General features: G+C 73.1%; 9 protein-coding genes. 3 read left to right on the top strand and 6 right to left on the bottom strand.

Features of this window, described 5'->3' with window-relative positions; translation table 11 throughout:
- The first annotated feature begins 188 nt into the window (after positions 1 to 188).
- The 3 genes from OG627_RS21665 (at position 189) to OG627_RS21655 (ending at position 5242) form a co-directional block, all read left to right on the top strand.
- Complete coding sequence (locus tag OG627_RS21665) at positions 189 to 1568, top strand: histidine-type phosphatase (RefSeq protein WP_329072860.1); 1380 nt, start codon at positions 189 to 191, stop codon at positions 1566 to 1568.
- Positions 1569 to 1677: 109 nt separating this feature from the next.
- A complete protein-coding gene (locus tag OG627_RS21660; RefSeq protein WP_329067542.1) occupies positions 1678 to 2994 on the top strand; it encodes a DegT/DnrJ/EryC1/StrS family aminotransferase in 1317 nt (438 codons plus the stop codon).
- The gene (locus OG627_RS21655; RefSeq protein WP_329067539.1) at positions 2987 to 5242 is read left to right on the top strand and encodes a lipopolysaccharide biosynthesis protein; all 2256 of its coding nucleotides are present in this window, start codon (positions 2987 to 2989) and stop codon (positions 5240 to 5242) included. Before OG627_RS21660 ends, OG627_RS21655 begins: the two co-directional genes overlap by 8 nt.
- On the opposite strand, the gene OG627_RS21650 is transcribed toward OG627_RS21655, so the two are convergent.
- From OG627_RS21650 to OG627_RS21625, 6 genes are all read right to left on the bottom strand, one after another.
- Positions 5212 to 6354: a glycoside hydrolase family 26 protein gene (locus OG627_RS21650; protein ID WP_329067537.1), complete on the bottom strand. Its 1143-nt coding sequence runs from the start codon at positions 6352 to 6354 to the stop codon at positions 5212 to 5214. The genes OG627_RS21655 and OG627_RS21650 overlap by 31 nt on opposite strands.
- A 14-nt stretch (positions 6355 to 6368) precedes the next feature.
- Positions 6369 to 6872, bottom strand: a complete 504-nt coding sequence (locus tag OG627_RS21645) for a hypothetical protein (protein ID WP_329067535.1) — start codon at positions 6870 to 6872, stop codon at positions 6369 to 6371.
- 91 nt (positions 6873 to 6963) lie between these two features.
- Positions 6964 to 8970: a hypothetical protein gene (locus OG627_RS21640; RefSeq protein ID WP_329067533.1), complete on the bottom strand. Its 2007-nt coding sequence runs from the start codon at positions 8968 to 8970 to the stop codon at positions 6964 to 6966.
- A 43-nt stretch (positions 8971 to 9013) separates the two neighbouring features.
- A complete protein-coding gene (locus tag OG627_RS21635) occupies positions 9014 to 9859 on the bottom strand; it encodes a polysaccharide deacetylase family protein (RefSeq protein ID WP_329067531.1) in 846 nt (281 codons plus the stop codon).
- Positions 9856 to 11364: a glycosyltransferase gene (locus OG627_RS21630; RefSeq protein ID WP_443073516.1), complete on the bottom strand. Its 1509-nt coding sequence runs from the start codon at positions 11362 to 11364 to the stop codon at positions 9856 to 9858. The genes OG627_RS21635 and OG627_RS21630 overlap by 4 nt, the downstream gene beginning before the upstream one ends.
- 44 nt (positions 11365 to 11408) lie before the next feature.
- Positions 11409 to 12545, bottom strand: coding sequence for a GNAT family N-acetyltransferase (locus OG627_RS21625; protein WP_329067527.1), 1137 nt, complete (start codon positions 12543 to 12545; stop codon positions 11409 to 11411).
- Positions 12546 to 12835 lie beyond the last annotated feature (290 nt).

The following is a 12835-nucleotide window of genomic DNA, read 5'->3' as shown; positions in this document are numbered from 1 at the left end:
TCGTGACGAGCGCGCCCCGATGTGCGACGTTGGAGCCATTCTCGGCTGCTCTCCCCGCTCTGACGTCGCACTCGACGGGGCAGCCCCGCCGCGGCCGAGCGCGCCTCCGGGCCGATGCCGTGTGGCGGTCACGTCTCGTTCATGTCGGCGGGCCACCGTGGGGCGACATGAATGAGGACCAGAGGACCATGCGACGCGTCACCCTCCCCGTCATCGCACTCGCGCTTGCCGCGCTGCTGCCGTCCGCGGCCGCGGCCTCCGCTCAGGCGTCGGCTCGTACGTCCGCTCGTACGTCCGCTCATACCGACCATGGGCAGGCGCGGACTTCGTACGCCACCAAGGCGCCCTACCGGCCCCAGCAGGACGCCCGTTCCTATCAGCGCGCGCCCGCCGGGTTCGTTCCCGTGTTCACGGAGAACGTGTCGCGGCACGGGTCGCGGGCCGCCACCAGCGGCGAGGACGGGGATCTGGTCCTCGCGCTGTGGGCGAAGGCCGGGCGGGAGGGTGCGCTGACCTCGCTCGGGGCGTCGCTCGGGCCCGAGGTCCGGCGGCTGCTGGATGCCATGGCGAAGGTCGGGTACGGGGAGCTGAGCGGGCGCGGGAAGCGGGAGTTGCGGGATACGGCGGTACGGCTGCGCGAGCGGCTGCCCGCGTTGTTCGACGCCATGCCCGCCAACGGCGAGCGCATCGATGTCGTCAGCTCGGGCAAGGGCCGCGCGGTGGACAGCGGTACGGAGTTCGCGGGGGCGCTCGTCGCCGCCGATCCGAAGCTCGGGCCGCTGGTCGACCCCGCGCGTACGGACGCGGACCTGCTCTACTTCCACAAGTCCGACGGCGGCGCCGCCTACCGCGACTACCTCGACAACGACCAGCGCCTCGCCGCCACCCTGAAGAAGATCCGGGAGCAGCCCCGCACCCGGGCCGCCGCCCGTGATGTGCTGCGGAAGTCCTTCTCCGCCGCCTTTGTGGACCGGATGCCGGCCGCCGACCAGGTCGCCGCCGCCGAGGCCGTCCACAGCCTCTACGCCATCGCCCCCAGCATGAGCGCCGAGGGCGACTGGCGGCGCTTCGACCGGTACATCGGTGCCCCTGGCGCCGCCTGGTTCGGATATCTGGACGATGCCGAGAGCTTCTACGAGAACGGTCCCGGCTTCAGCGACTCCGACATCACCTACCGGATGGCGGACGTCCTGCTGGACGATCTCTTCCGGCAGATCGAGGCCAAGCGGTCCGGCAAGGGCGACTTCGGCGCCGTCCTCCGCTTCACCCACGCCGAGGAGATCATGCCGCTGGCCGCCCTGATGAAGCTCCCCGGCAGCGAACGCCCCGCGTCGCCGGCCCGTCCGTACACGTACGCGGACAACCCCTGGCGCGGTGCCTCGGTCGCGCCCATGGCCGCGAACATCCAGTGGGATCTGTTCCGTAAGGGCTCCGTGTATCTCGTACGGATGCTCTACAACGAGAAGGAGACCGCCTTCAAGACCGGCTGCCGGCCCGTCTCGAAGGGCAGTTCGTTCTACAACGTGGACGAACTGGAGCGCTGCTTCGGGCGCGTGACCGACAGGTAGTCATTGCCTCTGCCCTCCCGCCCCCGTTCCACCGCCTCCGTCCCGTCTTCGCCGTATTGACGGGCCGCCCGGTATGGGCCACATTGAGCCCGGGCAGGGGGGAATACGCATGGCTCTTGGGGAGGGCTCCCCGGCGGAGCACTCGGCGTACGCGGCGTTGGAGACGTCGATGCGCCAGCGCCTCGGCAGGGAGTGTCTGTACGTGCCGTCGTGCCGGATCGGGCTCTACCTCGCGCTGCGGCACTGGTGTCCGCCCGGCGGGCGGGTGCTCATGTCGCCGGTCAACGACGACGTCATCTTCTTCGTCGTGCTCGCGGCCGGACTGCGGCCGGTGCAGGCGCCGTTGAATCCGTACGACGGGTCGATCGACGTCGACTCGGTGGAGGAGGGCGTCTGGAGCGGGCTGTCCGGCGTCATCACCACCAATCTGTACGGTAATCCCGATCCCGTGGCGCAACTCCGGCTCCGTTGCGACACGTTGGGGATTCCGCTGATCGAGGATGCCGCCCACGCCATCGGGAGCACGGTGGCGGGCCGCCCGGTCGGGTCGTTCGGGGACGCCGCCGTGTTCAGCCTGTCCAAGCATGTGGGCGCCAAGACCGGGGGGTTCCTGGCGGTCGCGGAGCCGGGGGTACGGGACGAGCTGGCCGCCGCGCGTGACGCGTTGCTGCTGCCCACGCGGCCAGGCGCCGAACTGGCCTACGCGGTAAGGCCGTACGCCGAGGCGGCGGTACGGGGGCTGCGGCTGGTGCGCGCCGCGCGCACCGCGTTGCGGCTGCTCGGGCAGGAGGAACGCGCCCATATCCGGATGGAGTTACGACCCGGGGAGTTGAGTCGGGCGCTGACGGAGGCGCCGGATCTGGCGGCCTTCCACTCCTGGGTACGGGTCGACATGCACGACTACCGGCTCCGGCCCGGCCGGACGCGGCTGCGCCGTACGGAACGGCTGCTGGCCGGGCTCGACCGGACGCTCGCCGCCCATCGGGCCGGTACGGAGGAGCTGTTGGCCAGCCCCTGGGCCGCGCCGGACGCAGCCGTCGGCGCGGACGCAACCGTCAGCACTGACGCGGTCGTCGGCGAGGGCGTCAACGCCGCCAGGACCGTGCAGCCCCTCTTTCGGGTGCCGTTACTCGTCGAGGACCGCGACGCGGCGGTCGCGGCCCTCGCCCGGCACCGTCTGACCACCGGTTATCTCTACGATCCGCCACTCGACGACTGGGCGGGCCCCGACTTCACCGATCCGTCGCCCGCGCCCGCGCCGGCCGCCTGGTTCGCCCGGCACGCCCTGCCCGTCGACCCGCGCAGGGCCGGACAGGTGCTCTCCGTACTCCGGGAGGCCGGGGCGCGTCCCGCGGAAGTGGGTGCGGATGCGGATGCGGACGTGGACGTGGACGTGGCACCGGAGGAGTTGGGCAGTGGTGGCTGACACCACCCGTTTACGGCCCGCTCCCGCCTCGGCCCATTCCCCGGAACCCGCCGAGCGCGGCGGCGACTCCATGTTCCGCAACGCCTACGCCCTCATGCTCTCCACCGGCGTCTCCGCCGCCCTCGGCCTCGGCTTCTGGCTCGTCGCCGCGCGCTACTACACCGAGGAGGCCGTCGGCCAGGGGTCCGCCGCCATCGCCGCCATGCGGCTGCTCGCCTCCCTCACCGCCACCACCATGATCGGCGCGGTGGTCCGCTACGTCCCCCGGGCCGGCCGGGCGACCGGGCCGCTGGTGTGGCGGACGTACGCCGTCAGCTCGCTCGTCGTGAGCGTGGCGTGCGTGGTGTTCCTGGCGACCCTCGACCGGTGGGGACCCTCGTACGCGCCGCTGCGCGGGCTCACCGCCGGGCTCGTCTTCACCGCCTCCTGTGTCGCCTGGGCGCTGCTCACCCTCCAGGACGGAGTGCTGACCGGGCTGCGCCGTGCCTTCTGGGTGCCCGTCGGCAACGCCGCCTTCTCCATCGGCAAGCTGCTGCTGCTCGCCGCGTTCGCGACGGCGATGCCGGTCCTGGGCGTCTTCGTGTCCTGGGCGGCGGCCATCGCCCTGTCCGTACTGCCGCTCGGCTGGCTGGTGTTCCGCAGGCTCATCCCGCGCCAGGCCGCCGCCGACCGCGACCGCGAGCCGCCGCGAGCGGCCGACATCGGGCGGTTCCTCGCCGGTGACTCGGTCGGGGCGCTGTTCAGCCTCGCGATGATCAATCTGCTGCCGGTGCTGGTCGCTGTGCGCTTCGACTCCGCGCACAACGCCTTCTTCTACACGGCCTACACGGTCGGCGGCACCATGGAGTTCATGGCCATCAACATGGCCTCCTCGCTCACCGCGCACGCCTCCCACAGCCCGGAGCGGCTGGCCGAGGGCGTACGGGGAGCGCTGCGCCGGATGGCGCTGCTGCTGGTGCCGGTGGTCCTGGTGCTGGTGGTCTTCGCCCCGCAGATCCTCGCGCCGTTCGGCGCCGACTACGCCCGCCACGGCACGACGGTGTTACGGCTGCTGGCCGCCGCCGCGCTGCCCCGGGTGGTGGTCGAGCTGTACATCGGGGTGCTGCGCGTCCAGGGGCGTACGGGCATGCTCGCCGCGTTGCAGGGCAGCATGTGCGTGCTCGTGCTCGGCAGCGCGCTGTATCTGCTCGGGCCGGGCGGGGCGGGGATCGCCGGGGCCGGTCTCGCGATGCTGCTGTCGATGACGCTGGTCGCGCTGGTCGCGGCGCCGGGGCTGCGTGCGGCGCTGCGCTCGGGCGGGGGCGCGGCGATTCCGCGGGGGGCGGGACCGTACAGAGCCGCTTCGCCGCGGGCCGGTTCGCGCCGTACGTCCGGAGCCTCCCGGGCGGACGCCGACGGGTACGGGACGCGCTGGGCCCGCGAGGCCGCTCGGCTCCGTACCGGAACCGCCGTCGCCAAGGCGCCTTCCCCGGATCCACTGCCCGACTGGTCGCGCGGCTCGCACGACACCGCGACTCCCGCCTTCGGCCTGATGGTGCCCACCGGAGCCCCTCCCGCGCCCGCCCCGCGTGTCGACGAGGGGCGGCTCGTCACCTTCCTGTGGCTGCTGCTCGGGGTCTCGGCCGGGCTGTTCTGGGCGCCGCTCCTGCGCGTCGGGGACATCGGCCGGGACCGGCTCACCGGGGTGCAACTGCTGGACGTACTGCCGCCGTTCACCGTCGTCGCGGGCATTCTGCTGATCGTCGTCCAGTGCGCGGCCGTCTCTCTCGTACGGCCGGGAGCGGCGCTGCTCGCGCTGGGGCCGCTGATCACGTTCGCCTCGCTGCACTCCGCGGCGCCGCTGCTCGGCGTACGGCCGGACCGGGCGTCGGGGCTCTGGCACGAGCCGCTCGCGCAGTCGCTGGCCCGGGTGACGGCGCTCGACGGCACGGGTACGGGTACAGGCATGGGCGCGGGTGCGGGCGTCGGCACCGACACCGCGCTGCGCGTCCTGCCCGTCGTCCTCCAACTGGTCTGCCTCGTGCTCGCCGCCGTCATCCTCTGGGCGCTGCGTACGGACCCGCGGCTCACCGCGAGCGCGGTGTGGCTGCTCGCGGTCGCCGGCTGGGCGGCGCAGGGCGCGTTCGCGACCGCCGCCGTACCCGTGGCCCTGGGGCTTCTCGGCGTGGCGGCCGGGACCTGCGCCCTGCGCCGTCACCGCTCGCACCGGCGCGCACGTCACCGCGACGGCAGTGGCTGGTTGAAGTAGTCGTCCTCGCCCGCGTACCGGTAACCGTCCAGCGCCGGGCCCTTGTTGACCGTCAGATCGCAGTTCTTCCCCGGCACCGGCCTGTTCCAGTGCACCAGCGCCTTCACTCCCGGCAGCGTCGGCGCCACCTTCGGGATCTCGCGGTACCAGCCGCGCTGCCGGTCCGGGCGGTCCGGGTCGGGCGCCGTGCTGAACTCGGACATCATGATGGGCTTCTCGTCGGAGATGTTCGCGCGCATCCAGTCGTACGTCGGCCGCTGGCTGCTCTCGAAGTCGAGCCACCGCGCGGTCCGTTGGCAGCGGAAGTAGTTGTACTGGTCCATGCCGATCCAGTCCACGTACGCGTCGCCCGGATACAGCGCCTTCATCAGGTCGGCGTTCCCCGGATAGCCGGAGACGGTCCACACCCACACCACGTTGTCGACGCCGAGCTTCCCGAACCGCTCGTGGATATGGCGGTACGCGGCGACGAACTCCTCCGGCGTGCCCGCGTCCGGCGTGCGGAAGTCGGTCTCCTGGTCGAAGGAGAAGAAGACCCGCTTGCCATACGCCTTGAGCCGTCTGGCCTGCGGATCGATGATGTCGCGGTCGTACTTCCCCGACGCGACCTCGCGCCAGCCGAGCTGGGTCTCGGTCCAGTTCTCGTGATGCGGCTCGGTCCACACGGTGGACTCCCACGCCAGCATCAGCATGCGGTCGCGGCCCAGCTCCTGCTCGTCGGGGGTGAGCAGCACTCCGTCGCGCTCGGTGTTCGACATGTCGTGGTAGTTGTAGACGAGATCGAGCCGTCGTCCGATCTTCTTCTCGAAGGCGTGCACCGCGTCCTTGAGCGAGCCGCTCTCCGCGTACGGGACGTACGCGCCCCACCACGCGCCGCAGGGCGGCTCCAGCAGTACGCTCGCCACGCACGCGCCCCGTGGCATCGAGCCGGAGGCCGCGTTGTCGGGCAGGCCCCGGCCGCCCGCCCCGGCCGCCGCGCCGTGCTGGCCGTCCCGGGTGATCCAGACGCCGAGGCCGACGATCATCGCGCCGACGGCGGCGAGGACGACGGCCAGATACGTATTCCTGCGGGTCAGCGGAGTCCTGCGGGCTGTTGGGCTCCTGCGGGTCATCGGGCCCTTTCCTGTCATCGGCCCCTCCAGGGGACCGGCTTGTGACGTTCGGCCGCGCCCCGGGTCGCGGCGGGCAGGGGGACGGCGGGCAGCAGCGCGGCCACCGTGGTGACGGCGGCGAGCGACGCGAGGAACACCGTGGCCGTGAATCCCGCCACCAGGTAGAGCGCGGTGGCCGCCAGCGCCGCGAGGGACAGGCTCAGCGGCGCGGCCAGCGCCACCGCCTCCAGCCGGGCGGCGGGCCGCAGTCCGGGCGGGAGCGGCAGGAGCAGGGCGCAGCCGGGGCCGAACGCGACGAAGAGCAGGACGGGGATCCAGCGCGCGGGCGAGGCGGGGGGCAGGGCGGTGGCGGCGAGGGCGAGCCAGCCGGTGAGCGCGAGGACGGCTCTGAGGCGGGGGGCGGTCAGGGACCGGGCGGAGTGGGACCGGGCGGAGTAGGGCCCGGCGGTCAGCGGCCGGGCGGTCGAGTTCCCGGTGGAGTGGGGGTTACCGACCTCGTCGGTACGTTGTCGCGGCATGGCGGCGGCCTCCTCGTGCTTTCGGCGTGTCTTCTTCCTGCGTTCGTCTGCGTTCGTGTGTGTTCAGGTGCGCTCCGGGCGTTCTCGTACCTCATCCGGCGGGAGCCGCGCCGTCGGGTCTGCTCGGTCTGTCCGGTCTCTCGGGGCTCTCCGGTACGTGCTCCAGGAACAGCCCCTCGGCGCTCTCCTCCACCACCCGGAAGCGCGGCGAGCGCTTCAGCGCCTCGCTCATCCGCGCGAAGCCGCCCGCCGGCAGGTATCCCTCACCGATCGTGGCCTTGTCCTGCGACGGCGTGAGCAGCACGTACGCCGGACGTCCGTCCGGAACGCCCGCGTCGAGATAGCCGGCCGGGTCCCTCAGCATCTTCAGGTTCTCCGGGACCTCCTGCTCGGTGAAGAACCAGCGTTCGTAGTGGTCGTAGCGGTAGTACGCGCCCGGGAAGGACCCCGTGGTGGCCATGATCAGCGCGCCGTCCGGCGCCCGGTCGTAGGACCGCTTGACGAAGGCGGCCTCGGCCGGGGGCGCGTACTGCATGCCCTCCTTGCCGTAGTACGAGGGCAGAAAGCCCCCCAGCAGCGCGAGCAGAGCCAGCGGCAGGGCGATCGCCGTCGCCCGACGGGCGTAGCGGCGCGCCCTGTTGGTCCCTGCGGCGGCCGGGACGAGGGCGGCCGCCGCGAAGAACGCGGTGCCCGGCAGCCCGAACAGGTAGACGCGGAAGAGCATTTCGCCGCCGTAGTCGTTCACGGCGAACAGCGGCACGGGCGCCGCCGCCGCCAGCAGCAGCGGCAGCGCGCTCCGCACGAGCCTGCGCCGCAGCAGCACCGCCGTGCCGGCGAGCCCGCCGAGCACCAGCACCATCAGGATGTTGGCGGTCCCCACCAACTCGGGTCCCGCCCCGGTCGGTTCGCCCGCGAAGCCGGGCCGCGAGTTCTTCATCAGATCGCCGACGGAGTCGCGCAGGGTACTCAGAGTGTCCAGGAACAGCACCCGGCCCATCGTCAGATCCCAGACGAGCATGATGAGTCCGGTGACCGCCAGCAGACCGAGATTGCGGTAGCGGCGGGTCAGACACAGCGCCATCAGGGTCATGCAGAGCATGACGGGGGTCAGTTGGTGCGAGGCGTTGATGGCCGCGATCAGCGGGGCGAGGATCGCCACGCACACGGCGCGCTGCCGCCACCCGGTCGGCGGGGGGACGGAGGTCGCGGCCGGATCGAGCCGGTCGCGCGCACGCAGGGTCCTGGCGGATCCCGGCCGTACGAAGTGCCGGACGACCACCGCGAAGACGCTCAGGAAGAGCAGATAGGCGAACGCCTGGGGGGCCAGGTAGTCCTGCCCCACCCAGTTGGCGAGCTGGAAGATCCACACCGCCGTCCAGACCAGCCGCCAGTCGTCGGTGAAGGTGCGGTAGATCAGTACGAGCACCGGCAGCGTCAGCAGGCCGAACGCCACGGGCGCCCAGTTGGTGTACGAGGCCGCGCCCTCCACCCCGAAGGCCCTGATCAGCGCCGCGTTGAGGGAGAAGAAGCCGGGCCACTGGTCGTACGCCGACATGCCGCCGGACAGCTCCGCGTGCGGGTGTACGGTCCCCTCGGCCAGCAGCCGCGCGATCACGGCGTCGTGCTTGGAGGCCCACGCGTAGCGCACCGAGTCGTACAGCAGCGCGGGCGGCGCCTTGATCGCGACGAGCAGGGCGACGCAGTAGGCCAGCGGCCACAGGGGGGCGGTGCCGGCCCGGCGCAGGGTGAGCAGGAACCCGGCGGTGAGGACGGCCAGGGCAAGGTAGAAGGCGATCGGGAAGCGGTCGAGGAGTCCGAACTCCCCGATGTCGCGGAACCCGATCCGGGGCAGCGACCAGCTCCAGAGGGCGGCGGCGGTCAGCAGCGGCAGCCAGGTGACAAGTTGCGGAGGGCGGAGGCGGGAGCCGGGTCCTGGGCCGGAGCCGGAGCGGGGCCGCCGGGGCGGGGCGGACCGTGTGAGGGGTGCTGGTGAAGCGGGGGGTGCTTCCTGGCCGCGCCTCGGGTCCGCCCAGGCCGGGGCCTCGGTCGCCGGCGCGGGCTGTGTCCCGTCCCCGGTCTCGTACACGCGTTGCCGCACGGTGAGCCTTCTCCCCTTGTCCGGCGTCTTGTCCGGCATCCGGCTATCCGGCGAACTCGGGGCCGCGCACGCGGGCGCGCGCCCCCCGGTACAGCCGCCAGCCCAGCGTCGGCAGCGAGTCGGGGAAGGGCGCGACCCTGCCCCGCTCGCCCTCGGCCGCCTCCCCCGCCATCCAGGACGCCACATCCGCGACGGTGTGGGTACGGCGCACGATGAGGCGGGCGATGCGGTACGTCTCGTCCCGGCCGGAGCTGAGCGCGTGGCGTACGGCGACGGCGGAGGCGTACCCGGCGCGGGCGGCGGCCCGGCGCACGGCGGCGCTGTTGTAGCCGTGCGGGTAGGCGAGATGGGCGACCTCGCGGCCGAGAACGTCCTCCAGCGCGCGCTTGGAGTCGTACAGCTCGCGATGGAGCGCGGGGGCGCGCAGGGTGTCCAGTTGCGGATGCGTGACGGTGTGCGCCCCCACCTCCACCCCGTACGCGCCCAGCAGGCCCGCCTGGCCGAGCGCCATCATCGGCGCGGGCGGCAGCAGACTGGTCCGTCCCGGGGTGAGGGCGCCGGTGGTGAGGTAGGCGGTGGCGGGCAGCGCGCGGGCGGCGAGGGCCTCGGCGGTCGGGCCGGGGAGATCGGCGAAGCCGTCGTCGAAAGTGAGGACGACGGGCCGGGGCGGCAGCGGCGCGCGGTGGGTGAGATGCCGTACGAGGGTGCTGACCGGTACGGGCGACCTGCCGCTGGCGACGACGGCGTCGAGCTGGGCGGCGAAGTCCCTTGGCCCGACGCTGAATTCGGCGATCCAGGCGGGCGGGTCGTCCATCACCGCGTGATAGAGGAGGACGGGTATGGGGGTGAGGCCCGGGGCGGGGCCCGGGGCGGGGGGTGTCTCCGTCATGTCCGGCCTCCGCGTATCCGTCTGCGCGCCTTGAGGTAGCCGATCGGGCCGTACAGCATTCCCCGGCGCTCCAGCCGGGAAAGCACGCGCGGCCAGGGGTGGGTGTGCGCGCCGTGCGCGCCGGGGACTGCACCGGGCACAGCGCCGTGCGCGCCTGTCGCGCCTGTCACTCCGTCCGCCCGGTGGGCCGTGATCGCGCGGGCGTGGGCCAGGCCGCGCGGGAGCTTGGCGAGGAAGGCGGGCAGCAGGGCGGGGCGGCGGACGAGGATCGCGGTGAGGTAGGCGGTGAGCCCGGCACCGTATCCGTACGCCTGGTCACCGAGGTCCTGCCAGGTCTCACGGTGGTGGTGCCAGACGAGCGCGTCGGGCGTGTAGAGCAGCCGGTGTCCGGCGGTCAGGACGCGGACGAAGGCGTAGAGGTCGTCGCCTCCCCTGGCGGGCGTTCCGGTGCCGGTGGCCGGGTCGAAGCCGCCCACCGCCCGCAACGCCCCGGCGCGGAAGGCCATGTTCGCGCCCGAGCCGAAGCTGCCCGCCGTGAAGGGGAACAGCGGTTCGTCGGCGGGAGGCCGCGCCGGGTCGTACAGCCGGGGCTCGAAGCCCTTGGCGAAGCCTCCGTGGCTCTCCAGCAGGATCTGCGCGGGGGTGGTCAGCCGGGCGGGCAGGATCAGGCCGGTGACACAGCCGAGGCCGGGGTCGGTGGCGAAGGGCGCGGTGAGCGCGGTGAGCCAGTGCGGATCGGCGACCACGTCGTCGTCCGTGAAGGCGATGACGTCGCCGTCGGCGGCGGCGACACCCCGGTTGTGGGCGACGGCCAGTCCCGGCCGGGGCTCGGTGACGTGGTCGACGCGGCCCGCGTACCGGGACTCGACCAGGTCGCGGGTGGCCGTCGTGACGGGCGCGTTGTCCACGAGGAGGACGCGGAAGTCCGGGTGGTCCTGTGCGAGGAGCGAGTCGAGCGCGCGGGCCAGTTGCCCGGCGTGTCCGGCGTGCCCCGCGTGTCCGGCGCGCTCGCGCGTGGCCACGACGACCGTGGTGCGGGGAAGGGGGAGCGGGGGCGGGGGCGTTGCGGTGGTACGCGCCGGGGCGGGGGCGGAAACGGACACGGGGGCGGAATCGGGCACGGGCTGCTCGGCGGGAAGCACGCCGTACGGCTCCGGGCGCGCCGGTGACATCCGCGTGCGCCCGTACCGGTCCTGACGCGCCAGGAACGCGGCGGTCAGGACCTCGGCCGGGGCCTCCCCGTCCCGTACCCGTCCGAGCACGGTGGCGACGGGCCGCCCGCGTAACCGTACGAGCGCGTAGACGTCGCCTTCGCCTTCCGGGGGCGGGCCGCCGGGGGCCGGGACGAGGGAGAGCGCCTTGTGGTCCTCGCCGTCATCGAGGTCGAGATCGACCACCGTGATGGACGTCGGTGGCCGCTGCGCCCGCCCCTCACTTCCCCCGCCTCGCCCCTTCCACCCGTCTCGTTCGCCTCGCCCGCCTCGTTCGCTCCGTCCGTACGCCATCGGCTCCCCCTTCTCGATGCGTTGTCGATGCGGTGTCCCTGCCGTCATCTGCCCCGTAGCCGGCCCGCCCGGTTCAGCGTCCGCTGCGCGTAGCGGGCCAGGGCGGGCCGGTTCCGTACGAAGCTGTGCGCGCGACGGGACGGCTCCTTGCTCAGCCGGTGGAGGGCCGCCCGCGCGCCCGGCCGGGCGGCGGAGCCCTCGTACACCCGCAGCCCGCCGGTCTTCAGCGCGTCCTTGTACTCCGCCGCCCCGCGCCCCAGGTCGAGCAGGCCGATGCCCGCGCCGGCGGCGGCCTCGGCCATCCGCAGATGGAGGATCAGCCCGGGCGAATACCTGGCGAACTCCGGTTCGTACGCCGGGAACCAGCAGGACAGCACGGTGCGCGAGCGCAGCCCGAAGTGAGCGGCGACGGGGCGGTCGGCCACGTACAGCACGGAGAGCACGCCGGAGCACGCGGGCGTGCGGGTCGCGGCGAGCCGGCGCACGAGCGTACTGATCCACTCCTTCGCGAAGCGGTCACGGCGGCCCGTCCTGCGGTACTGCGCGGATTTCCACTCCATGAGGGTGCGCAGGGCGGCCGGGTCGCGCTCGTCGAAGACGAAGCGGACCTCGCCGACCTGGCGGGCCAGCCTGCGTTCCTTCGCGGTCGTCGTACGGAAGAACTTGGGCGACCGCGCGCGCAGCACCGCCTCGTACGCCTCGTACCCCTCCCCCACGTCGATGACCGGGGACTCCAGCTCCTCGGCGGCGGCCGGGACGAACAGCCCCTGACCCGCTTCGAGGTTGTCGAACTCCCAGGTGGACAGCGCGCAGCCCTTGAGCAGTTCGCGCGCCGACAGCCCGAGCCCCGCCCGGAACACCCCGCCCTGGCAGTCCGACACGCCGAGCCCGATCGCCCTGCCCAGGCCCAGCGGCCCCTTCTCGTACGGGAAGAAGCCGACCGGTTCGCCACCCCAGGCGTTTCCGCCGCTCCCGGCGCTTCCGCCGTCCCGTACGACGGCGACCCGGGCCCCCCGCCGGACCTCGCCGACCGCCGCCGTGAACTCCGGTTCCATGAACGGATTGGCCGGCGCCCCCGACGCGGCGCGCAACGCGCGCCATGCCCCGGCTTCCGCCTCGGTCAGTTCCCCCGGCGCCACCACCCGGATGCGCGGGCGTGCGGCACTGCGTACATCGCTCAACTCGACCCCCCGGTCCCAGCCCCGCTCGACAGGACGGTACCGGTCGAAATCATTGCGGGACAGTGCCAGTCGCCCACCTGGTGACGGATCAGGAGATGCCACGTGACGGGCGGGAGAGGTGGTGCGGGTGGTGCGGGTGGTGCAGTTCGTTCAGGTGGGGCAGGTGGGGCGCAGGAAGGTTGAAGCCCCACGTGCGCTCAGCCGGTCACAGCCGCAGCCCGACGGCCAGGGCGATCGTCAGCCCCAGGGTGCAGACCGCGACGACGAACCATGCTTGCTGTCTCCCTTCC

The organism is Streptomyces sp. NBC_01429 (genome assembly GCF_036231945.1).
Lineage (GTDB): Bacteria > Actinomycetota > Actinomycetes > Streptomycetales > Streptomycetaceae > Streptomyces.
Note: the sequence above shows the minus strand (reverse complement) of the source record. Positions and strands in the feature narration are given on the sequence as shown.

Coding starts and splice junctions, on each gene's coding strand:
- OG627_RS21665 (WP_329072860.1), top strand. CDS start 189: ATGCGACGCGTCACCCTCCCCGTCATCGCACTCGCGCTTGCCGCGCTG.
- OG627_RS21660 (WP_329067542.1), top strand. CDS start 1,678: ATGGCTCTTGGGGAGGGCTCCCCGGCGGAGCACTCGGCGTACGCGGCG.
- OG627_RS21650 (WP_329067537.1), bottom strand. CDS start 6,354: ATGACCCGCAGGAGCCCAACAGCCCGCAGGACTCCGCTGACCCGCAGG.
- OG627_RS21645 (WP_329067535.1), bottom strand. CDS start 6,872: ATGCCGCGACAACGTACCGACGAGGTCGGTAACCCCCACTCCACCGGG.
- OG627_RS21635 (WP_329067531.1), bottom strand. CDS start 9,859: ATGACGGAGACACCCCCCGCCCCGGGCCCCGCCCCGGGCCTCACCCCC.
- OG627_RS21630 (WP_443073516.1), bottom strand. CDS start 11,364: ATGGCGTACGGACGGAGCGAACGAGGCGGGCGAGGCGAACGAGACGGG.